This is a genomic window from Anatilimnocola aquadivae (genome assembly GCF_049819085.1).
Lineage (GTDB): Bacteria > Planctomycetota > Planctomycetia > Pirellulales > Pirellulaceae > Anatilimnocola.
The window spans coordinates 6,457,668-6,477,896 of the sequence record NZ_CP187419.1 but is presented as its reverse complement, the minus strand read 5'-3'; the positions used below and the strand labels follow the sequence as shown (position 1 = coordinate 6,477,896).

General features: G+C 58.0%; 19 protein-coding genes. 14 read left to right on the top strand and 5 right to left on the bottom strand.

Going from position 1 to position 20,229, the window contains the following annotated elements; translation table 11 throughout:
* The first annotated feature begins 37 nt into the window (after window positions 1-37).
* On the top strand, window positions 38-184 hold the full coding sequence (locus NA78x_RS25490) for a hypothetical protein (RefSeq protein ID WP_425615201.1): 147 nt from the start codon (window positions 38-40) through the stop codon (window positions 182-184).
* A 285-nt stretch (window positions 185-469) separates the two neighbouring features.
* A complete protein-coding gene (locus tag NA78x_RS25485) occupies window positions 470-955 on the top strand; it encodes a BLUF domain-containing protein (protein WP_425615200.1) in 486 nt (161 codons plus the stop codon).
* 39 nt (window positions 956-994) lie between these two features.
* Here NA78x_RS25485 and hemE read toward each other — a convergent pair whose 3' ends face one another.
* Window positions 995-2,920, bottom strand: coding sequence for a uroporphyrinogen decarboxylase (gene hemE, locus NA78x_RS25480; protein ID WP_425615199.1), 1,926 nt, complete (start codon window positions 2,918-2,920; stop codon window positions 995-997).
* A gap of 149 nt (window positions 2,921-3,069) precedes the next feature.
* Between hemE and NA78x_RS25475 the strand changes: the two genes are divergently transcribed.
* Genes NA78x_RS25475 through NA78x_RS25460 form a run of 4 tightly spaced genes read left to right on the top strand, consistent with a single transcriptional unit; the run spans window position 3,070 to window position 5,522 of the window.
* The gene (locus NA78x_RS25475; protein ID WP_425615198.1) at window positions 3,070-4,209 is read left to right on the top strand and encodes a Gfo/Idh/MocA family protein; all 1,140 of its coding nucleotides are present in this window, start codon (window positions 3,070-3,072) and stop codon (window positions 4,207-4,209) included.
* A 46-nt stretch (window positions 4,210-4,255) separates the two neighbouring features.
* Entirely contained in the window at window positions 4,256-4,678 is a 423-nt protein-coding gene (locus tag NA78x_RS25470; RefSeq protein ID WP_425615197.1) for a secondary thiamine-phosphate synthase enzyme YjbQ, read from the top strand.
* Between the two features lie 37 nt (window positions 4,679-4,715).
* Entirely contained in the window at window positions 4,716-5,195 is a 480-nt protein-coding gene (locus NA78x_RS25465; protein WP_425615196.1) for a hypothetical protein, read from the top strand.
* A gap of 42 nt (window positions 5,196-5,237) precedes the next feature.
* Window positions 5,238-5,522 carry a secondary thiamine-phosphate synthase enzyme YjbQ gene (locus NA78x_RS25460; RefSeq protein WP_425615195.1) on the top strand — a complete coding sequence of 95 codons (285 nt, stop codon included), beginning with the start codon at window positions 5,238-5,240 and terminating at the stop codon, window positions 5,520-5,522.
* Window positions 5,523-5,571: 49 nt separating this feature from the next.
* On the opposite strand, the gene NA78x_RS25455 is transcribed toward NA78x_RS25460, so the two are convergent.
* Together NA78x_RS25455 and NA78x_RS25450 are read right to left on the bottom strand one after the other, a co-directional pair.
* On the bottom strand, window positions 5,572-5,985 hold the full coding sequence (locus NA78x_RS25455) for a hypothetical protein (protein ID WP_425615194.1): 414 nt from the start codon (window positions 5,983-5,985) through the stop codon (window positions 5,572-5,574).
* A gap of 42 nt (window positions 5,986-6,027) precedes the next feature.
* Complete coding sequence (locus NA78x_RS25450; protein ID WP_425615193.1) at window positions 6,028-7,674, bottom strand: OprO/OprP family phosphate-selective porin; 1,647 nt, start codon at window positions 7,672-7,674, stop codon at window positions 6,028-6,030.
* A gap of 1,637 nt (window positions 7,675-9,311) precedes the next feature.
* Here NA78x_RS25450 and rho point away from each other — a divergent pair.
* The 6 genes from rho to NA78x_RS25420 all read left to right on the top strand — a co-directional run bounded on the left by rho (window position 9,312) and on the right by NA78x_RS25420 (window position 14,889).
* Entirely contained in the window at window positions 9,312-10,835 is a 1,524-nt protein-coding gene (gene rho, locus NA78x_RS25445) for a transcription termination factor Rho (protein WP_425615192.1), read from the top strand.
* A 199-nt stretch (window positions 10,836-11,034) separates the two neighbouring features.
* Entirely contained in the window at window positions 11,035-11,286 is a 252-nt protein-coding gene (locus NA78x_RS25440; RefSeq protein ID WP_425615191.1) for a FeoA family protein, read from the top strand.
* Window positions 11,283-11,510 (top strand): FeoA family protein, encoded by a 228-nt coding sequence (locus tag NA78x_RS25435; protein WP_425615190.1) that lies wholly within the window; start codon window positions 11,283-11,285, stop codon window positions 11,508-11,510. The genes NA78x_RS25440 and NA78x_RS25435 overlap by 4 nt, the downstream gene beginning before the upstream one ends.
* Window positions 11,511-11,556: 46 nt before the next feature.
* Window positions 11,557-12,354: a hypothetical protein gene (locus NA78x_RS25430; protein WP_425615189.1), complete on the top strand. Its 798-nt coding sequence runs from the start codon at window positions 11,557-11,559 to the stop codon at window positions 12,352-12,354.
* Between the two features lie 39 nt (window positions 12,355-12,393).
* On the top strand, window positions 12,394-14,682 hold the full coding sequence (gene feoB / locus NA78x_RS25425; RefSeq protein WP_425615188.1) for a ferrous iron transport protein B: 2,289 nt from the start codon (window positions 12,394-12,396) through the stop codon (window positions 14,680-14,682).
* Between the two features lie 3 nt (window positions 14,683-14,685).
* Entirely contained in the window at window positions 14,686-14,889 is a 204-nt protein-coding gene (locus tag NA78x_RS25420; RefSeq protein WP_425615187.1) for a hypothetical protein, read from the top strand.
* A 9-nt stretch (window positions 14,890-14,898) separates the two neighbouring features.
* On the opposite strand, the gene NA78x_RS25415 is transcribed toward NA78x_RS25420, so the two are convergent.
* Entirely contained in the window at window positions 14,899-15,426 is a 528-nt protein-coding gene (locus NA78x_RS25415) for a hypothetical protein (protein WP_425615186.1), read from the bottom strand.
* Window positions 15,427-15,475: 49 nt separating this feature from the next.
* Window positions 15,476-16,726 carry an ISAzo13 family transposase gene (locus NA78x_RS25410; protein WP_425615185.1) on the bottom strand — a complete coding sequence of 417 codons (1,251 nt, stop codon included), beginning with the start codon at window positions 16,724-16,726 and terminating at the stop codon, window positions 15,476-15,478.
* A gap of 284 nt (window positions 16,727-17,010) precedes the next feature.
* Between NA78x_RS25410 and NA78x_RS25405 the strand changes: the two genes are divergently transcribed.
* Both NA78x_RS25405 and pheS read left to right on the top strand, forming a co-directional pair.
* Window positions 17,011-19,005 (top strand): WD40 repeat domain-containing protein, encoded by a 1,995-nt coding sequence (locus NA78x_RS25405; RefSeq protein ID WP_425615184.1) that lies wholly within the window; start codon window positions 17,011-17,013, stop codon window positions 19,003-19,005.
* Window positions 19,006-19,155: 150 nt separating this feature from the next.
* The gene (gene pheS, locus NA78x_RS25400; RefSeq protein ID WP_425615183.1) at window positions 19,156-20,223 is read left to right on the top strand and encodes a phenylalanine--tRNA ligase subunit alpha; all 1,068 of its coding nucleotides are present in this window, start codon (window positions 19,156-19,158) and stop codon (window positions 20,221-20,223) included.
* Window positions 20,224-20,229 lie beyond the last annotated feature (6 nt).

The following is a 20,229-nucleotide window of genomic DNA, read 5'->3' as shown; positions in this document are numbered from 1 at the left end:
TGTTACCTCACTCAATTCACTTCCCGCGAGACCGATCATGTCGCAAGAATCTCCCGAAGCAGCTCGTAAACTGGCCCTCAGTGACAAGTACGCCCGCAAGCTGAATACGCTCAAGAGCAAAGAAGCGCGGCGCAAAGCCGTGAACAAAATGAAGAAGTTCAAGCGGCAAGCAGACAATTCCTAAGGCGTGCGTTCGGCGCTGCGTGCGTCGTCCACGGAAGCGGTATCGCCGGGTGAGTATCTTGCATTATTCATTCGGCCGGTCGTTTTGAAGCAGCGGAATCTTCGGTACGCGCGTTACAAGCCGTAACGCTTTCTTCGCCAGGGCCCCCTGAAAGCCCGCAGTCGGGCTCGAATCGCCATAAGCTACGTCGCCACTGCGAAATCGGTTGTATAGTTCGGCAGACTATGGAGGCCTGACTCAAGCTGGACGGCAGGCCTTTTCGGGGCAGCGATTCGAGTGGGAATTATGAGCGTCAATCTTAGCGCGACCGTCGATGTTTCGTCCGATCCACCGGTGCCGACCACCGCAGGCAAGCTGTGGCAGATCATTTATCTGAGCCTGAGCACTCACGAGTTTAGCGAACGCGAGCTAGAGGAGCTGCTGGCCAAAGCCCGTTCCAACAATCATCCGTTGGGCATCACGGGTATGCTCGTCTATCGCGACCGCTGCTTCCTGCAAGTGCTGGAAGGTCCAACACAAGCGGTAGAACGGCTCTTCGAGAAGATCGGCCAAGACCCAAGACATGAAGACGTCTCGATCTTGATGAGTGGCCAACTCGCCGAGCGTAGCTTTGGCGACTGGCGAATGGGGTTCGTCAACACACATCATGCGGAAAAACTTGCAGGCTTCAGCGACTTCTTCGGCGACAATTTCTCGCTGCAGATGTTTGCGCGAAACTCAAGCCTCGCCCGCAAAACCTTGCTGGCTTTTCGCGATTGCCGCTGGCATTGATCCCAGTTGGCGAGCGATGCTGCAGACGCAGTCTCGGCTTTATCGCCGGCTCAGTTCGTGCACCATCTCGATGATGGCAATAGCATTCTCGACCGGCGTTTGTTGAACAACGCCGTGGCCCAAATTGAAGATGTGACCAGGACGTCCAGCGGCCTGGTCGAGGACTTCCTTCACGCGCTTGCGAATCTCTTTTTGCTCGCCCAGCAGCACGAGCGGATCGAGATTCCCCTGCACTGCGCGGTCATAGCCTACCGTCTTCCAGGCGTCGTCGAGCCGCACCCGCCAATCAACGCCGATGACATGACCGCCCGTCTGCGCGATCAGCGGTAGCAGAGCCGGGTTGCCCGCGGCGAAGTTAATGACCGGCACGCCCGGAATGATGCCGTCAATAATCATCTTCGAATACGGCATCACGTACCGCTTGTAGTCGTCGGGCCCGAGGCAGCCCACCCAGGAATCGAAGATCTGCACGGCTTGTGCGCCGGCTTTGATCTGGGCATTCAGATAGCGAGTCACAGTGCGAGCCAGCTTGGTCATCAGCGTGCGCCAGGCTCCTTCATCACGATACATGAGCGCCTTGGTGTGCTGGTAAGTGCGGCTGCTGCCCCCTTCAATGGTATAGCTGGCCAGCGTGAAAGGTGCCCCAGCAAAACCGATCAGCGGCAAATCGCTGGGCAGGTCCGCCCGCGTTTGACGAACAGTTTCGAAGACGAATTCAAGCTCGCTCAGGTCTTCGAGTTCTTCCACGCGGTCGACATCGGCGGGGGCCCGGACGGGGTTATAGATGACCGGCCCTTCTCCCTTCGCAAACTCCAACTCGAGGCCCATCGGCTCGAGGATGGGCAACAAGTCGGAGAAAATGATCGCTGCGTCGACACCCAACTTGCGAACGGCGGTACACATGACCTCGCTGCATAGCTGGGGATTTTTGCACAGCTCCAGAAAGGTCGTCTGGCCGCGAACCTGGCGGTACTCTTCCATGTAGCGACCTGCTTGACGCATGAGCCAAACGGGAGTGACGTCGGTGGGCTCCAGACGACAGGCCTTCATAAAGGGGCTGTTGTACCAGGCCGCTTTCGTATCGAGTTGCGGGTTCATCTCTGCACCAGTGAACGAAATGGAGGGGCGACGCTTGCGGGCCAGCACGTCGGCCACCTGTTCGGCGGCAGCCAGCACCATCGAGCCCATTTTGGGATGTTCGGGTTCAATATCTACCGGCAAGTCATGCTCGCGGAGCGCTTCGCTGGTGGTAGGTCCGATTGAAACAACGGCCAGTTTTTTGAGTGCTTCACGCAATGGCTCAAGTAGCTGCAATTGATCGGCGATGCGGAGCAAGTTCACTGCCTGATGGGCCGAGGTGAACATCAGCAAGTCGCGTTCGCCAGCGACCATCGCTCGAATGTTCGCTTCGAGTGGACCAATATCGACGGGCAGTTCCCATTGATAAACACGAACCGGCAACACTCGCGCGCCGCGGGCTTCCAGACCGGCAATCAAGCTGCGATTCGTTACGCCGTATTCTTGCAGCCCGACGTTTTGGTTGATGACGGGAATGCCACCGTCGATGGTCGCGAGCAACTCGCGCCAGGTGTTTGGTTCCGGGACGCGATGCGTCGGCTTGAGCCCGACTTCGCTCATAGCTACCACGGGCTTCGGGCCGCGGCAGATGGTGACAATGTCCGCGAGACTGTTCAAAACGCGTTGGCGGTCGACATGCTTTTCGACGGCCGCAAGCAAGTGCCGAAAGCCAACACCCGTAAGCAGAATCATCACGTCGATGCCGCCGGTGACCAGTCGCTGAGCGAAGTCGATAGCTTCGCGATTCTCGCTGATTGCCACTTCGCGCAGGCTGGCACTCAAGAACGGCTGGCCGCCAAATTTCTCGATCAGCCGCGCTATCTCTTCCTGCTTGCGACTCTCCAGCGAAGCGACGCGCAGGCCCGTTAATCCTGGTGTGGTACTCATGGGTTCAATGCTAACTGGGGCTGTGGTGCGCGACGAGGGGGTTGCAGCGTGGCTGGGAGAGAGGGAGAGCAGGAATTGCTTTACTTCCGTGGGCGGCGCTCGGATACTGCTGCCAATGGAGTTACCCTCATCGGCGAAGGCGAGCCACCATGAATAGCAGGCGGGAATGGTTGACGAGTGCAGCTGGACTGGCGGGCGCCGGTTTGCTGGCCGCTGGAGTTCAAGCGCAGGCCGCGGCGCAAGAAGTGGCCGCGGCGGGCAAGGTTTTTCGGATCGGCGTGATCTCGGCGAGCATCGAGGGAAAAACGCAGCGGACGAATGGGCACACCTGGCACTTCTGCCATCCGTTTCATCCGGAAGTGAATCAAGACGTCATCAAGAAGACGCTCGATCCCGGCTCGGTTCGCATCTTTGCCGAGTACTTCCGGAACCCGGCGCTGAATTTCGATCTCATGCCGTTTCCGAACACGCGGCTGACGCATGTCTACGATGCCGACCGCGCAAGCGCCGAGCTATTTGCCAGCGCGTATCCGGGCGTGCAAGTGGCGGACTCGGTCGAGAAGATGGTGCAAGAAGTGGATGCCGTGTGGCTGGGCGATGCTTCGGGCACCGGCAGCGATCACTTCGACCTGATTGCACCGGCGCTCGAAAAGGGCTTGCCCTCGTTCGTCGATAAGCCGATCGGCAAGACTGTCGCCGGCACGAAGCAAATTCTCGATCTCGCCAAAAAGTACAATGCCAAGCTGATGTCTTCCAGCTTATTCCGGCATCAGTGGGGCACGGCGGAAGCTCTGCGACTCAAGGCCACCAAGGACATCGGCCCGCTGCAATTTGTCCAAGCCTGTCAGGCCGGCGGTTGGACACTTCCCTCGTGGTTCATCTATGGGCAACATCCGGTGTGGATGGTCGAAACCTTGTGCGGACCTGGCGTGGAAAGCGTGAGCATGTACGCCAAAGACAACGCGTGCCACGCGCTGCTCACCTACGCCGACCGGATGCCCGCCGAGGTCTGGTACGGGCGGCCCGATCTTGTCGGCCTGTACTGCGAGACGAAAGTCCACTTCGCGAAGAAGACGCACACCTGGACGCCAGCCATCGATGGCAACTATTGGCTGGGGCACTCGTACCAGATGATGCAAATGGCCAACGCCTTTCGCCGTATGCTCGAAACGGGCATCGAACCCGTGCCGCACAACGAAATCCTCGAAGTCACCGCCATCATTCACGCCGCCGCCAAATCGCTCAGCGAAAAGAGCCGCCTGGTAGACCTGGCAGAAGTGATGTCCTGATTCCCCCGCATTCGCCCTAATTTCTAGTCCCCAGTTCCTAGCCCCCATGAAGACACTGACCAAAGAACTCTGGATGAACATCCCCCAGCGGCGAGCGATCATTTCGCTCCATCGCGAAGTCGAACGCCTCGTCGCCGAAAGTGGTGTGCAGGATGGGCTCGTGCTTGTAAACGCAATGCACATTACCGCGAGCGTGTTCATTAACGACAACGAAAGTGGTCTGCATCACGACTACGAAGTCTGGCTCGAAAAGCTCGCGCCGTTTGATCCATCCGCAGATCGCTACCACCACAATCGCACTGGCGAAGACAACGCCGACGCCCATCTCAAGCGGCAAGTGATGGGCCGCGAAGTCGTCGTCGCCATTACCGAGGGCAAGCTACACCTCGGCCCGTGGGAGCACATTTTCTATTTCGAATTCGATGGACATCGGAAGAAACGAGTGCTGGTGAAGATCATCGGGGAGTAGCGGGGTTCTCCGCAGTTTTTTCACGAACGAGGGGTAGATGATGGCGTCGAAAGCAGAGGAGTGGGTCTGCCGCTGGCTGCGGACGATTCTCGCAGATTTGCCGAATGGGGCGAGTATTGCCCACTCCGATCAGATTCAAAAACTCTTCAGTGGTCTTGAGTATTTCCTCCCGCAAGTCCTCAGTGCATCTTACCCCGAATGGGAGCATGAGAGTCTGGACGGTTTCCTCCCCCTTGTCGCCCGCAAAACCGGAGATGGAGAAGCCGAGATCTTCGGCCTCTGCATCATCATCTCCGACCAAACTCTGACCCCGATCCATCTTCACATTCAAGCCTCGAAAACCAAAGACGAGGTTTCCTGGGTTGACTGCAAACTTGGGGAAGCAGGAGAACACGGCATGGTGCGGATACCGTGGCCGCCAAGGAATGCAACCGGCAGATTCGTCCACGCCCTTGAAGGGCGTGCAGGCACGATAGCCTGGGTGTACAAGGTGGTCGTTGGGGAAAGACGCCCTTGACGATGGCTGAACGTAGACGGCCCGAAGTTCAGGCGGGATGATGTGCTTGGGCTTCGTCGTCGGCTTGCTGGAGGCGGGCTGCATCACGACTACGAAGTCTGGCTCGAAAAGCTTGCGCCGTTTGATGCTTCCGACGAGCGATACCACCACAATCGCACCGGCGAAGACAACGCCGATGCTCATCTCAAGCGGCAAGTGATGGGCCGGGAAGTCGTCGTCGCCATTACCGAGGGCAAACTGCACCTCGGCCCGTGGGAACACATCTTCTATTTCGAATTCGATGGGCACCGGAAAAAGCGTGTGCTGGTGGAGATCATCGGGGAGTAGCGCCCGCGCGAGCATTGGTATCGCGCGGGTTCGACTATCCACTTGGAAATTACTTCGGTGCGCAGCCCGCGCACTTGGGGCAGACGTACTCGACGACAAAGCGGTAGGTGGGCTTCTTTACGATCGTTTCGTGTTTGACCGGCACCTTCTTGGTCTTGATGTACGCAGCAGTGGGAACAAAGGAAGCCTCGCGGCAATCCTTGCAATGGCCGCAGTTGCCGCAGGCCGATTGGCAGCGTCGACTGGGGCCAGGGACGCAGAAGTCTTCGCACTTGCAGGTGTAGCAGGTCTTTTTGACGTCTTTCATTTCGCAAATCATGCGGCAGACCTTTTCGCAGGCACAGTTGCAGCCGCAATGACTGCAGCAACCTGCGTGACCCAGGCTATCGACGGCCCACGCTCCCAGCGGAGCCAGCAGGCACATACCTGCAGCGACGAGAAACAGTTTTCGAGAGAGAACCATGGCATATCCTCCGTGAATGTTGGATGGTTGGTGTGCTGCGGTTTAGAACTCGACTTGAAAGCGGCTGCAGAAGATGTCGGCATTGCTGCTACCGGTGGCAGCGTCATTGAGCATGCAGTGCATCCAGCAGAACTGGAGTTTGGAGTACGAGTTCCAATACCAGTTCAGCCCAAGGGTTGATTCGTTCATGTTGCCCGGGTTGGGGAACACGTTGGGCGGCGGCGGTGGCACTGGCTGCCCAGGCAGGGGCACCGCGTTGGGGTCAAACAGATTGACGTAGCTCCAGCGAGCCGTCACTTCCCAGGCTCCCCAGCCACAGAAGCCGGCATTGCGTCCCAGGGCAAAGAAGTCGGTGTAGGGCGTCACGCGATCGAAGACTCCGAACATCCGGTTGTAGGCGCGATTCTCTCCGGTGAGAAAGTAACCGGCCTGCACGTAGTAGCCGTCGTAGAACACGTTCGGGTTATTGATCTGATTGACACTGGTCGCCATATACTCAGCCTGGAAGTGGACCGGGCCGTATTGGCCAGCAGCTTGCATCCCGTAAAAGCCGTAAGAGTCGGCAGCGATTCGACCGGTGTTCAGGAACGCGGGCGTGCCGTTCGTAGTTGAGAAGCCACCCGCCGGATCGCCCACGAAGAACTCAGGAATGACCTGCGCCTGATAGTACGGGACTGGGTTCGCCAGGCTGGCGGTCATTTGGCTGAAGTTGGCGTGACCACCGACGTGAAACAGATAGCGACCTTCGGCCGCCTCGTCGTAATACATCAAGTGCGTGCCGCGCATCGCAAACGAGTAGCCGCCTTGATCGCCGATGTCGGTGGTAAACCGAGAATCGCCAATCGGACCGTTGTTGAAACCGCCAGTCTTGTAGACGCCGTAGGCCCACGAAGACATTTCGTTTTCTGATTTGTCGTACGCCATCACACCGACGCGGCGAAAGGGATCGAAGGCCTGAAACGGCAATGAGCGCTCGAGAAACTCCAATTGGCGGATGGGCGTCAGCGAGTCCATCGTCAACGGCTGGCGATAGTGGCCGATGCGAACATTGCCAAAAAAGGGAATGTGCGTTTGTTCGCCCCAGACGTCCATAAAGCTGGGGCGACCGGCAACGCCAAAATCCATTTCGATCGAGTAATTGGTGAACTCCGAGACGCTGCCGACTGCTTGCAGACGGGCGCGGCGAAAACCGACGCCATCCTGAATGTCGCCGAGCGTCGCTCGATTGTTTGCATCCTGGCTGAAGAAGCCCTGATCCAAATGAAAGAAGCCCGTCAGCCGTACGCTGGGATAGGTTGGCTTCTTATCTTTGCCGAGAGCTTTTTCAAGCGCATCCATGCGCTGTTCGCTCGACGGCACTCGCGGGTTGCCATCGGCATGGGGATGCTGGTGCTCAAGCAAGTGATGGTCGGCCGCACTCTGTTGTTCGAGCTGCTGCAGCCGTTGCTCGGTCATCTGCAACCGCTGGAGGAGCAGGTTGTATTCATCAGCAGCCGGCGGCTCCTGCGAGACGAATTGCGGCCGTTCGAAATCGACCTGCTGAATGCTTTCGATGGAATCGTAAGCATGGGGCGGGTGTGAAACGGGCTGTTGGGCCCGCAAAGTAGTGGCTGAGCAAAAGCCACTGAATAGCAGAATGGTCGGTAGTCCGAACCTAATCCGCAAGATTTTCCAAAGTGGGCAACTCATCCGAGTAGCGCTCCTGAGATGCTCGGGTTGCACCGAGCGAAGGGAACAAGTCGTCTGGAGTCGATATCGGGCCTGCACTGTGTTTTTCGCACATTACAAAGATGCAAGCGCGGCAGCCTGCGTAACCGGTACGACCGGAACGCCGAGCATTACAAAACCTGCAGGAAGTCGGATTATGCGAACGCTCCCATTCCTACTCAGGAAAGGAAAACGACTTGCAGAGAACCGTTTGACAAAGAATCACACATTGAGCAGATTTCAGGTCGAAGGTCGAAGGTCGAAGGTCGAAGGTCGAAGGTCGAAGGTCGAAGGTCGAAGGTCGGAGGTCGGAGGTCGGAGGTCTATCCCACGAGTGACCAGACTAGTCACGACGTGATGTATGACTGGAAAGTGATTGATTTGAAGTTGTTTGGTTGTGTGTCAGATAGCTTTGTCGGAGTTGTTCTTGCAAGGGGTGCCTACTCGCCGTTAGCGAGTTGCCGAACTGGGAGACAAGGTGGTTATCAAACGGTTATCAGCTTGGCGGGGTGATGACTGCTTGTGGTTGTCGTAAGTTGAGATCTGAAAGTGGTTTGTGTGAGGAAGTGAGGAATGAAATTGTGTGCGAAAAAGTTATCAAAATTCGCCGGCGGCAGTGGGATCGCAAATGCAGCGCTAGGGTTGTCTGGGACAAGTTGGGGACTGACTTGAGCGGTGCGAGCAAGAGCAGCGTGTCCAAAAACCTCGTGGCTGACCAACTACTGCGTTGCATTTTCTGCATGTTTGGCGGCAATTTCCGACGAAGCGAGAGCCGGGTTATTGGACAAAAGGGATGTGATTTTGGATGGTTAAGTCGAGCCAGCTCGGCGGGAGTCGGTCGCCACTTGCCGCCTTTTCTCAAGATTCTGGTGGATTCTCTCCACTCCAGACTTGACATGGCCGAACACTTTAATAAGATTCGCCATAGAACGACTTCTGTCTCACTTGTAAGCGGTACTCTTTGTCGCAACGAAAGTTGTGGCTGCCAGTCGAATCGAAGGCCTTGTGGCGATGCCCGAGTGTCCGATTGATTCGCCGGTAAGAGCGCTTCTCTCCCCTAGGGCCGCAGAGGGTGCGGCCGCCCCAGAACGTCACCCAAGCCAACGGATTTCCACTGCCGTTTTGACGAAATTCTGCTGACCAGCTCGCCGGTACGCCAGCGCATCGCTTTAGCAGCATCTGTTTGAACAGCAACGGTTAAACAACCAGCAGTACCTCCCAGCAAGATGCGGCGAACTTCGCTCATCCGCTCGGAACTGCCGGCGATTGGGCGAGTCAGGGCAGAGAGGTGTTCAGCGGGTGCTGGAGCTGTCTTACATGGCCGGCTATGAGCCGTCCTTTGGTACTTCGGTGTGATTGCACACCTTCGCAGATGGAAGCCGTCGGGCTCGCAGATAAACTTTGCGGTCCCTGCTTGAGATTGCTTGCTTCGCACCGAGTTGCGGCTGGTTTTGTCCAAGGAATGGGCGGCCGGTGAACGCAGTTTGGTCGCTCCTGCCGGCGAGAAATCATCACGCAATCAGCAGTTAATTGCAAATAACAAAGCGGTACTTTCTGCAGCATTATGCTGAGAAAGCACTCATCGTCTTGGATTCGTTTTCGTAGTTCTTTGGTGACGCATGGGCAAGAAGAAGTTCCGTCCTCGCTCCTCGGGTGGTCGAGGTGGCTCGCAAGGTGGTGGTTACGGCGGCGGTGGTGGATACCGCGACCGTGATGGCTACGGCGGTGGAGGCGGAGGTGGTGGTTACGGTGGCGGCGGTGGCAATGGCTACGGCGGCGGCGGAGGAGGAGGTGGCGGCGGTGGAAACCGTTCGCGACGCCGACGTCGTCCTCCAGGCCAAGGTGGCCCGCCCGGCGGTCCTGGCGGTGAAGGTGGCGAACGCCGTCCTTTGCCCGGTGACGACACCGGCATTCCCGGCGAAATTCCCTTTGGCGGCGAAGCTGCTCCCGATGGCTACAACGGCGCTCCTGCCGGTGCGGGTGGTGCCTATCCTGTGCCTGCTGGCGCGGAGATACAGTTGGAGCAAGGTTTTGGCCTGCTCGAAATGCATCCCAACGGTTACGGCTTCTTGCGTAGCCCCGAGAACTTCTACAACCGCGAACGCTCCGACCCGTTTGTGCCTGGCACGATGATCGAGCGGTTTGGTCTGCGCGAAGGCGTGATCATTAAGGGAACCGTCCAGCCTGCCCGCAAGCAGCAAGGGCCGCGCCTGCGTGAAATCGTCGATGTCGATGGCATGGCGCCCGAAGACTATCTGAAGATCAAGAATTTCGATCAGAAGACCCCCATCAATCCCGATAAGTGGTTCCGCCTCGAAACGGGCGCGACTCCGCTCACCACGCGAGTGATGGACCTGCTGACCCCGCTCGGACGCGGCCAGCGTGCACTCATCGTCGCTCCGCCTCGCAGCGGTAAGACGATCCTGCTGCAACATGCCAGCCAGGCGATGACGGCCAACTATCCCGAAGTGAAGCAGTTCATTCTGCTGATCGACGAGCGGCCGGAAGAAGTCACCGACATGCGCCGCAATGTGAAGGGCGAAGTCGTAGCCAGCAGTCTCGATAACGACATCGAAAGTCACGTTCGTCTGGCTCAACTCGTCATCGAACGCTGCAAGCGTTTGGCCGAAATGGGGCAAGACGTCTTCGTGCTGCTTGATTCGATCACGCGTCTGGCTCGTGCTTTCAACAAGTACGTGGGCAACAAGCGGGGCGACGGCATTCAATCGGGCGGTCTCGGCACTCGTGCCATGGACATCCCCAAGAAGCTGTTTGCTACGGCTCGTGCCTTCGAAGAAGGGGGCTCGGTTACCATCATGGGTACCGCGCTCATCCAGACCGAAAGCAAGATGGACGACGCGATCTTCCAGGAGTTCAAGGGTACGGGCAACATGGAACTGGTGCTCGACCGCAAGCTGGCCGAACGTCGCGTTTACCCCGCGATCGACGTGCAACAATCCGGCACTCGCCGCGAAGAATTGCTGCTGCCGCCGGAAGTGCTGCACGCCATCACCATGCTGCGTCGCACCCTGTCGTCGATGAATCCCGTCGATGCCATGGAGCAACTGACCAAGCAACTCGGCAAGTTCAAGACCAATGCCGAGTTCATTCAGTTGATCACCAAGGCTGGTTCACGAGATTAGCCGAATGGTTGGTCGAAGCACAAATTGGAGCGAGCGGACTTTCGGGTTTGGCTCGCTCGGTTTGTTTCTTGGGCGGCAATTGCCTTCGAGTCGCGGGTCACTTAAGATACAAGTCCTCGCTGAAACTGAGTCTCAATAGGCATAGGCGAGCTGCGTTTCTCTCGCCTTTCCCTCCCGCCGCACGCACAAGTGACTCGCCGTGGTCGACATCATTCCGCTGCAAATGCTCCAGCCTGGTCAGGAGGCTCATGTCGACCAGTTGCTCGGCGCGCCTGACGACGTGCAGCGATTGCACGAAATGGGGCTGCAGCCTGGTGCCTGGGTGGAGATGGTTCAACAGGACGATGCCTGCATAGTCAAGCTGCTGGCCAGCACCGTTTGCTTGCGGGGAGCGAGCATGTTTCAGGTGATGGTGCGGCCGGGATCCGCGGAGTTGGGAGCAGGCCAGTGAAAACGCTCGCGGACCTGAAGGTCGGTGAGAGCGGCAGTGTGGCTGCAATCGACGGCATCGACGAAATCAGCATCAGGCTCATGGAAATGGGGCTCGTGCCGGGCACGGGTTTCACCATTTTGGGAACCGCGCCGCTGGGCGATCCGCTCGAGATTGACGTGCGGGGATACCGGCTCAGCCTGCGTAAGACAGAAGCATCACGCGTGCAAATCATGGCCGGCTAGAGCGGGTCAAGCAATACCTTTTCGCAGTGCGGATGATCGCCAACGAATGATTAGCAGCATCTACACGTCCGAACCTAGTCTCGATCGTTTGCGATCAATTCACGACGAACTGTTGCAATCGATTTCTCAACTCCACACGTATGGCTCGCCAGATCCTTCGCTGGAAGCCAACTGGTTAACGACATTTTTTCCGCTCAGAGGCCTGGAATCGACCAACGAGTTGATGGTGGTTGGACGAGCCGTCAACGGATGGATCAAAGGCTGGCCGATCTCTCAAACTCAGGGCGCCGCACAGCGGAGCGAGATCATTCAGGACGTCGTAAATCCGATCATTGCCGGTCCAGATTGTCCCATGACTTGGGTCACCATGACTCGCGATCCCAAGGAATGGAATTGGAGAAGATCATCCTTTTGCCGCCTCATGAAATCGGTCTCTCGCGAACTGCCGGGTTACGATGAGGCACGGTGGCCAAACCGACTGATCTGGTCCAACTTGTACAAAGTTGCACCGTGGATGGGGGGCAATCCGAGTAACTCACTTTGTGCTGCCCAACAATCTGCATGCGAACGGCACTTGGCGGCAGAAATTGAGATCTGGCAGCCAAAGAGAGTTCTCTTTGTTACCGGCTGGAATTGGGCGAGACCTTTCGTTGAGTGCCTCACTGGAAAGGTCGAGGCAGGTCGCCAAGGTTTTGTTGAGTGGTCTGGAACGATGAAGATATCCCCGGAGTTGAACCCAATTCAAATGGTGGTGTGCGTGCGGCCGGAGCGTCGACCGGGTACGACGCTAACCCAGGAAATAATTCGATCCTTCTCCGACCTCTCAAGCCAACTGGCTTGCTAGGGAGGATCGTGGCGCGACAGGCACATTGACAGGCAATTCATGACGGCTACGGCAACATCGTCTGCGACACGAGCTTTGACGGTCGCTCTGATTGGCAACCCGAATACGGGCAAGTCGACGCTCTTTAATGCGCTCTCGGGTGGTCGTGTTCGAACGGGCAACTACCCGGGCGTGACGGTTGAGAAGAAGACCGGCAAAGCTGAGTTTCATGGCCGAAAATTCAACCTGATCGATCTGCCAGGCACGTACAGTTTGGCGCCACGCTCGCCGGACGAGATGGTTGCCGTCGATGTGTTGCTGGGAAGAGTGGCGACGGAACCTCGCCCCGATGTGGTGATGTGCATCGTTGATGCGAGCAACCTCGAGCGGAACTTTTACTTGCTCAGCCAGGTTCTGGAGCTTGGCCTGCCGACAGTCGTTGCTGTCAACATGATGGACTTGGCCGAAGAACGTGGGCTGAAGATTCAACTCGACAAACTGAGCACGCAAGTACCGGTGGAGTTCATTCCCGTTCAAGCTCATCGCGGCATTGGGCTCGACAAGCTGAAGCAGGCATTGTCGAAGGCGGCCGAGAAATCGCCGCCGAAGATCGAGAGTCCCTTTCCGCCGGCCTTTCAAGCGGAAGTCACCAAGCTGGAACAGTTGGTGAGCGACGAGAGTCTTCCCCGCTACCTGGCAGAACGACTACTGCTCGATACCAGCGGCTATCTCGCCTCGGCCAACTTGCCCGGCGTGTCGGCCGAGATTCTTGCGGCGCTTGGTCCCGCACGAGAACGCCTCGCGAAGGCCGGCGCGCCAGTTCCAGCCGTCGAGGCGATGGCCCGCTATCAATGGGCGGCCGCTGTGCTTAAGCCGGCAGTTACGCGGCCGACGAAGCGAACCGCTACGTTCAGCGATCGTGTCGACCGCCTGCTGACGCACTGGTTCACGGGAACGATGTTCTTTCTGTTCGTGATGTTCGTGCTGTTTCAAGCGGTCTCGTGGATCGCCGGGCCGAGTGGTGATCTGGTCGATGCCTTGAACGGACTGCTCGCCGGTTGGGTTGGAACGCTCACCACTGAGGGACCGCTGCAGTCTCTGCTGATCAACGGCGTGATTGCCGGGGTCGGCGGTGTGATTGTCTTTGTCCCGCAAATCATGCTGCTGTTCTTGTTCATTGCCATTTTGGAAGACTGCGGCTACATGGCCCGCGCGGCCTACCTGATGGACAAGCTCATGGTCCGCGTCGGCCTCAGCGGCAAGAGCTTCATTCCGCTCCTCTCGTCGTTTGCCTGCGCCATTCCCGGCATCATGGCAGCACGCGTAATCGAGAATCGTCGCGACCGGCTCGTCACCATTTTGGTCGCTCCACTGATGAGTTGCAGTGCCCGTTTGCCGGTCTACATCCTCTTTGTCGAAACCTTCATCCCCGAGCGATCCTGGCTGTTCGGCATCATCTCGCTGCAGGGCCTGGTGATGTTCGCCATGTACGCCGTGGGCAGCATCACGGGAATCGGCGTGGCTTGGCTGCTTAAGAAAACTATCCTTCGCGGGCCGACACCGCCGTTTGTGATGGAACTGCCGACTTACAAGTTCCCCGGTATCTGGATCGTCGTCTCCCGCATGCTCGAGCAAGGCTGGGCCTTTATCTACCGCGCCGGAACACTCATTATGGCGGTCTCCGTCGTGGTGTGGGCCCTGGCCTATTATCCCCGGACAACCACCGAGCCGATTCGCGTGGCAATGGAGCGCAAGCAGGCACTGGCGACGGAAGTCGCGTTGCTGACGGAGCAGATCGAACCGATTCTCGCTGCCAAGCCCGCCCCCAAAGAGGGCGAAGAACCCAAGTTCACTCCCGCTGAGGAGCAACTCGCGGCCAAGGAAGCGGAGTTAGACGAGGTGAAAAATCACATCGCGGCATCGCATCTGGAAAACAGCTTTCTCGGCCAAATGGGCAAAGCGATTGAACCAGCGGTTCGCCCCTTGGGCTGGGACTGGAAGATTGGCTGCGCCGCCATTGCTTCCCTCCCCGCGCGCGAGGTCATCGTGGCCACCCTGGGAACCATCTACAGCCTAGGAGATGGTCAGGACGAAAAATCGAAACCACTGCGCCAGAAATTGCGTGACGCCAAATGGGCAGGAACCAGCCGCCCTGTGTTCAACATTCCGGTGGCTTTGTCCGTCATGGTTTTCTTCGCCCTGTGTGCCCAGTGTGCCTCGACGCTGGCCATCATGAAGCGAGAAACAGGCTCCTACTGGTGGCCTGTGTTCACGTTCGTCTACATGACCAGCCTCGCTTACGTCGGGGCCTTCATCGCCTATCAAGGCGGCACCTGGCTGGGATGGTGAGTGATGAACGAGATCCTGAACATTCAAAACCTGATCGTTGCTGCGATTGTGATGTCGGCCAGCATCTCGCTTTTGCTGCGCGCCAGAAAATACATCGTGCCTGGTAACAGTTCTGGTTGTGCGAGCGGCTGCGGAAGTTGCCCGAGTCGGAAGAGTGAGACAGGGTCTTCCTCGCTGCTGCAGTTGAACTCATCGCTGAAGGAATAGCTGTTCGCCCTATCGATGCCGATTCACCATTCGCTTGTGGCGAGCAAGTGCAGCGGGAGGCAGGTGATCGTCGGTTAGATCCATAAAAATGTCGGGAAGCCAGCCGGGATTGATAAAGTTTTCGGCGGCGACGACGGCGTTCGCCGCTTCCAGTTGTTGCCATTCGGAATTGCTGAGAGCGACAAAACCGCCGGTGTCGCTGCCATGCGAGCAGACCATATACCGAATTTCATAGTCAGGTTCGAGCAACTTGTTCAATGTACAGATAGTGATGTAGCGATCACCACCATGGAGCTGAAGTGGCACCACGTTCTCCTTGCCACGATAGATCACTGTGAGAACGTCTTGGTCCTCGTTCCACACGGCTGATAGATCGTCGAGCCTCAAGGACTCTGCGCAATAGCTGACAATGTCCGCGTCGTCTTCTTTCCAATCAACGTGAAAGACTTCCGGGTAGTGGCCCTCGAAGAACGCCTTGTCGATCGCCGTTTCGTTACCAGACTTAACAATGTCTAGAAACTCGGGAGTTAGTGGCATTTGCGGTACCTATTGAATATTCGTGACGAGGTGAAGTGTAACGCCGTTGTCAGTCAGAACCCAACGCGAAATAACTTCGGCTTTTGATCATAGCGGGTTGAAGGCGGGCGCTGTGTAGTTGAGTTGGGGCAGGAAAGCTATTGAAGCGAATGGGATTGTGATCGAGGAAGGCTTGGCTGGCTTTGATTCCCTTCTGATACATCCGGCGGGCAACTTCCGCGACGACATGCAGTCCGTGCGTCGTGTGAGTGCGTGCGATAAAGTTCCGCGCAACTTGAATGGTCTTGAGCACCACGGCCTTGATCGCGCGCGAGACGTGACAGAAGAGGCGATGCTCAATGGGATTGTATTTCGAACAGCCCGGCGGGTAGTGAGCCACCTGCACGTCGCAGCGCAGATCATGGGCCAGGTGGCATAGCGTTTCCTTGAAGCGATGCTGGCGACACCCGTTGCTGCCGCCGCAGTCGCACAGCAACAACAGTCGCGGCGCGTACCAGTAATGTTCCCGACCCATTCGCTCCCACCACCGACGGATCGCATCGCAAGCGAGTTCGCTGGTGTCGGCGCCGCGGGCCAAGTACATGAACGCTTCGTTGCGGCGAGTGTCGTACACGCCGTAAGGAACGAGTCGTTGCTCGGCAGTCACGAAGTCGTGATCTTGCACGACCACGCGGCCATCGGTGATCGCTCGGCCCGGATGAAAGAAATCGCCGAGAATTTCCTTCTTTTTCGTGTCGATGCTCAGCACCGGCCAATCGTTCCGCTCGTACTTGGCGCGGAGCTTGGCAATGAATTGAAACTGCTCGTCGCGATGTTCAAACTCACACGCCGCTTCGTCCTTGTACGCCTGTCGCCGCGAGAGACCAAGCTCGTCGAACAAGATTCGCCGCAACGCATCGGGACCAATCTCAAAGCCTTGCTCTTGCAACTCCTCCGCCAATTCAGGAACCGAGCGGTTCGTCCAGCGAATGTTTTCGTCGACGGGCGAACCGGCCGTGTCGCGCTCGATCAGGGCTTCCACTGCAGGAATGATTTCCGGTTGCGCAACGCTGAGCTGGCTTTCGGCCTCCCCTTTTTTGCGAACGCGTCCCGCAGCTTCGTCCTCCGGCAGCTGCTCGATGTCCTCCGCGCCGTGGCGAATCGTGTCGGGATCGCAACCAAACAAATCGGCGATGTACTGCACACCGCCATGCCCGAGCTTCACCGCTTCGACCGCCGCGTAGCGTCGCCGATCCTTCTCGGATAACGCCCCATACACCTTCACCATCTGCCGCTCGACCGTTGCCCGATAAACCTTCATCGTTGAGCCCTCCTGTGACTGACTCCATGCCCCCCTTCAGATTATCATGCGACAGTACCAAAGGAAGTTATTTCGCGTTTGGCCCTCAGTCTTGTTGCCTGTTTGCTTTGTTCAGTAACTTGGCAATGATGTGATCTGTACCCACGCTCGGACAGTATAACGGCGACATTTGAGCGGTCGAACGAAATCTTCCCTTGGTGTTCTATTCGCCAACTGTGCCGGTTATAAAAGCTGTTGCCTCGTCGATAGTTGATCTCGACATCCCTTCTCCAGGATGTGACGACATGCAATTGGTATGTCAGTGTTCGCAGTGCAACAAGCAATACCCGGTGCCCATCACCTGGGGCGGTCGCACCACGATTTGCCAAACGTGCGGCGTGCCGATGCAAGTTCCTGCGCCGCCTCCAGGACAGTTGTTGCCCGTAGCGGGTATGGCTGTGCCACCTGCGGTGCAAGGTTCGTCCGAGTTGTACGCAAACTTGGCGCTGGCCGGTGTTGGCGCGTATGCACTGTTGATCGTGCTGGCGTTTATCTCGTTCAAGGCGATGAAGCGGCCGCGAGGTGGCGACAACGTACCGGTCGTTGCTGTCGTAGAACCGGTGAAACCGGCGCCACAACCGGTGGTTCCCATCGAGCAACCAAATCGCACCATTCCGGCACCACCACCGCCGGTGCGAGTGGCTCCTCCCGTCGCGCCACCGCCCGAGTTCAAACCGGCAGTAACTCCGCAGCAGGAAGTCACTCCAACATCGCCAACGCCAACCGAGCTCGCCAAGAACGATCCGCCCACTCTAGCCTCCATCAACCCGTTTGAGTCGACCACTACAGATCCCGTGCCTGCGCCCAAACCGATCCGGCCCGAGTTTGGCACCGACAATTCCGGCCCGCTCAGCATTCCGGTCAGCAACAAAGACGAGATCACTCTGGGGCCCTTGGGTTGCCCGACTCTCATTGTCGGCAATCAGGCTTGGAACATCGCCGAAAATCGCAGTGTGGCCGAACTGGAAGGGACCTATGAAAAGCGAGGACACAAAGTCCTCTCGCCCGATGGTTTGACCTTTGCCGCCTCGAGCAAGTCTCCCAATCAGCAAGATACCGAAGTGCTGGTTTGGGATACTCGCACTGGCAAGCAAAAGTTCAAAGTCCTGGGCGACCCCAATAAGTTTGCTGACATGGTTTTGCTCTCCAACGACACGCTCTACGTCGGCGGACGATCGGAGCCGACTCTCGACTCGTTCAATACCACCACCGGCGCTCATCTGCGTACGCTCACTTTTGGTGATGCCCGCCTGCGTGATGACAACCATGCGATCACGCTTGACGGCAAGTACATCGCGATCGAAGTGCGTCGCAGGCTGACCGTGTTTCGGCTGTCCGATGGCAAGCAGGCCGCCGTGATGGCAGACCCGGACAACGAAGCCGTGTTTACTCTGGCCTGGATGCAATCGCTGGCCTTCGCTCCCGACTCTCAAGAACTGGCGATGGTCTCGACGCATCCCTCGGCACGTCTCATCTGTTGGAATACCGCCGGCAAAGTGAGCCGCATTGGTGCCTTGCCCGGCGACCTTCGCCGCGCGGGTTCTGAAGAGCGGCTGGAGTGGTTTCCCGATCGCAATGCCTGGCTCGTCGGCAACTTTGTGCACGACCGCGAGTCGGGGATGAACGTGATTGTGATCAAGGAGAAGTTCGCTCAGGATCTGCAAGTCGCCGTGCACGATGCCGATCATTTGCTCGGCACCTTTCCCGCCAAGCCTGGCCTGATCGAGATGTTCAAGATTCCCTGGAAAGAGATTCGCGACTCCGTCGCCGCCTTCAAAGCCAAAGAAGGAGCCGTGCTCACCTCGGGCACTTCCGTGGCGCTGCGTTTGGAACTGGGCAAGGTGCAAAGCGATCCGAAGGTCACGGCCGAGTGGCTCTACGCGGCCATGACCGCGCGTTTGAATCGCGATGGCATTCAGGTGAAGGAGGGAGCGAAGACCTCGCTGCGGTTGCGCTATACCGAGTCCACGGTTTCGGAACCGACCGTCGGCGAAATCCCAGCCGTCGAAGCTCTCGGCTCGCTGACGATTGACTTGCTGCAGGATGGAAATGCCCAGCCCCTGTGGCAGAAGAGAATCTTGGGGCCAGCTCTCGCGGAACTGGCCAAGCAAGATGTCAGCGACGAGAACGTGCGCAACACCATGATCAGCCGCATTCGCGTGGGCATCGCCGACGTCGAGATTCCCGAGTTTATTCCAAAGTCGAAGGACCTCCCCTCGTTGCCGATCGTGCTGCGTTAGTGGCACATTTTTGCGGCTGCCAACCGCATCCTCACCTTGTCGCCAACAGCCCCTGCCGGGAAGATAGGAGGCTTCGCTTCCCGCCCCAGATCTCCCGCCGCAAGGCAATCGAGGGGGCTCATCGTTCACTCGTAGGTGGATTTGCCCGGCATGGCTTTGCCCGAGTTCTTACAAGAGTTGGATCAGCTGCTGGCCGATGCCCACAGCGCGTTCGCGGCTGCCAAATCGGCTGACGCGCTCGAAGCGGCCCGCATCGAATTTCTCGGCGCCAAGAGCGGCCGCTTGAAGGCTGCCCAAAAGGGACTTGGGCAAGTCACGGGACCCGATAAGCCCGGTGCCGGCAAACGCTTCAACGAAGTGAAGCAAGCCATCGAAGCTGCCTTCGCCGAGATCCAGCAGAAGCAAGCCACCGGCGAAGTCGTCGATCCGCATGCTGCCCGCTTCGATATCAGCTTGCCTGGCATTCGCCCGCGGATCGGCCGGCTGCATCCCATTTCGCAGACCATCGATGAACTGAAAGACATCATGGGACGGCTGGGGTTCTCGATCGCCGAAGGGCCAGAAGTGGAAGACGAATGGCACAACTTCGAAGCACTCAACATTCCGCAAGAACATCCGGCCCGAAACCCGCTCGACAACTTCTACCTGCAGGTGGCCGAAGCCACGCAGCCAACGACCGCTGCCTCGCACTCGGCCACGACCAAGCCCACTTCGCCCAGCGGGCTCATGCTGCTTCGCAGTCAAACCAGCACCGTGCAAATCCGTACGATGGAGACGACCAAGCCGCCGGTCCGCATCATTTCGCTCGGCCGCGTCTATCGTCCCGACGAAGCCGATGCAACGCACTTCCCCATGTTCCATCAGATGGAAGGCCTGCTCATCGACAAGCATGTCACGCTCGCCGATCTCAAGAGCGTGCTGCGAATGTTCGCGACGACCTACCTCGGCCGCGATGTGCACGTTCGCTTCCGACCGTCGTTCTTTCCGTTCACCGAGCCCAGCGTGGAAGTCGACATGAGTTGGGGAGACAAGTGGATGGAGTTCGGCGGCGCTGGCATGGTGGACCCGAACGTGCTGCGGGCGGTTGGCTACGATCCCGAAGAAGTCTGCGGCTTCGCCTTTGGCCTCGGCATCGAACGCCTCTGCATGCGCCGCCACGGCATCACCGACATCCGCGAGTTGTACAAGAACGACGTCCGCTTTTTGGAACAGTTTTAGGCAGGG